This is a genomic window from Huijunlia imazamoxiresistens, assembly GCF_037132455.1.
In the GTDB taxonomy this organism is placed as follows: Bacteria; Bacteroidota; Bacteroidia; order Chitinophagales; family Chitinophagaceae; genus Flavisolibacter; species Flavisolibacter imazamoxiresistens.
The window spans coordinates 1-896 of record NZ_JBBBEI010000098.1; the positions used below are offsets into that span (position 1 = coordinate 1).

Consider the following 896-nt stretch of genomic DNA (forward strand, 5'->3'; position numbering starts at 1 on the left):
AACTTCGGTACGATCCCTGCCCAGCAGGCCCGTGTCGGCCAGTGGTACTTTACCTCTTCGCTGCTCGGTAAGTTCGTCTCCTACGAGGCCTCGGTGGTGCATGCCAACTCGTTCGGCAACCCCGACCTCTCCCTGGTGAAAGGCGTGAAGCTCCATGAGCTGACCAGGAGCATCAAGGTGTATGGCACCCAGGACGACGGTATCAACGACTTCCTGGTCAACGATATCTTCGATACCGAGGATGTGCCCGATGTGATCTACCATTCGCAGGGCAACCGTACCGCCAAAGTAGTGCCTGCCCAGGCAGGCGCCTTCTCCGGTCCCGTACAGCCTGCCGCTTACACCAACACGCTGACGGTAACGGCCTCGGCTGCCGGCTGGAACTATATCAAGCTGCCGGATCCGGGCAACCGCCAGTATGAACTGGTGAGCGTGACCCGCGGCGATGGCCAGGTGATCCCGCTGAACAATGCCTGGCTCAGCTTCGTGACCCTGCCCGTCAGCCAGCCGCCGGTCTACGAGAACCGATTCCACTTCGTGGATACCTTCGCCACCACCTCACCGGTGAGCTATACCGTGGTTTGGAAACCCAAAAACCGCAACGTGCCCAAGATCGTTCGCATCGAAGGCGCTCCGGAAAGTGTTTCTTCCACACCGGTGCAGCACCTGCGCGTCGTATTCGACAAGAGCATCAACGCGGCCTCCTTCAACCACGAGGACCTGACGCTGGTCTTCCAGGGCGGCGCCAATATCATCAATTCCTCGGTAGTGGTGACCCCGGTCGATACCGCCACCTTCGAGGTCGACCTGTCCAGCCTTACTACCGGCAACGGCGCCTATGTCTTCACCGCCCAGGCGGCAGGCGTACAGGATGTCTACGGCATCAACGGCACTAC

The 896-nt window shown here is 60.2% G+C and carries 1 protein-coding gene; it reads left to right on the forward strand.

What is annotated here, in order from left to right; translation table 11 throughout:
- Positions 1–896 (forward strand): hypothetical protein (locus V9K67_RS27030; protein WP_336728249.1); only part of this gene is annotated, 896 nt, incomplete at both ends.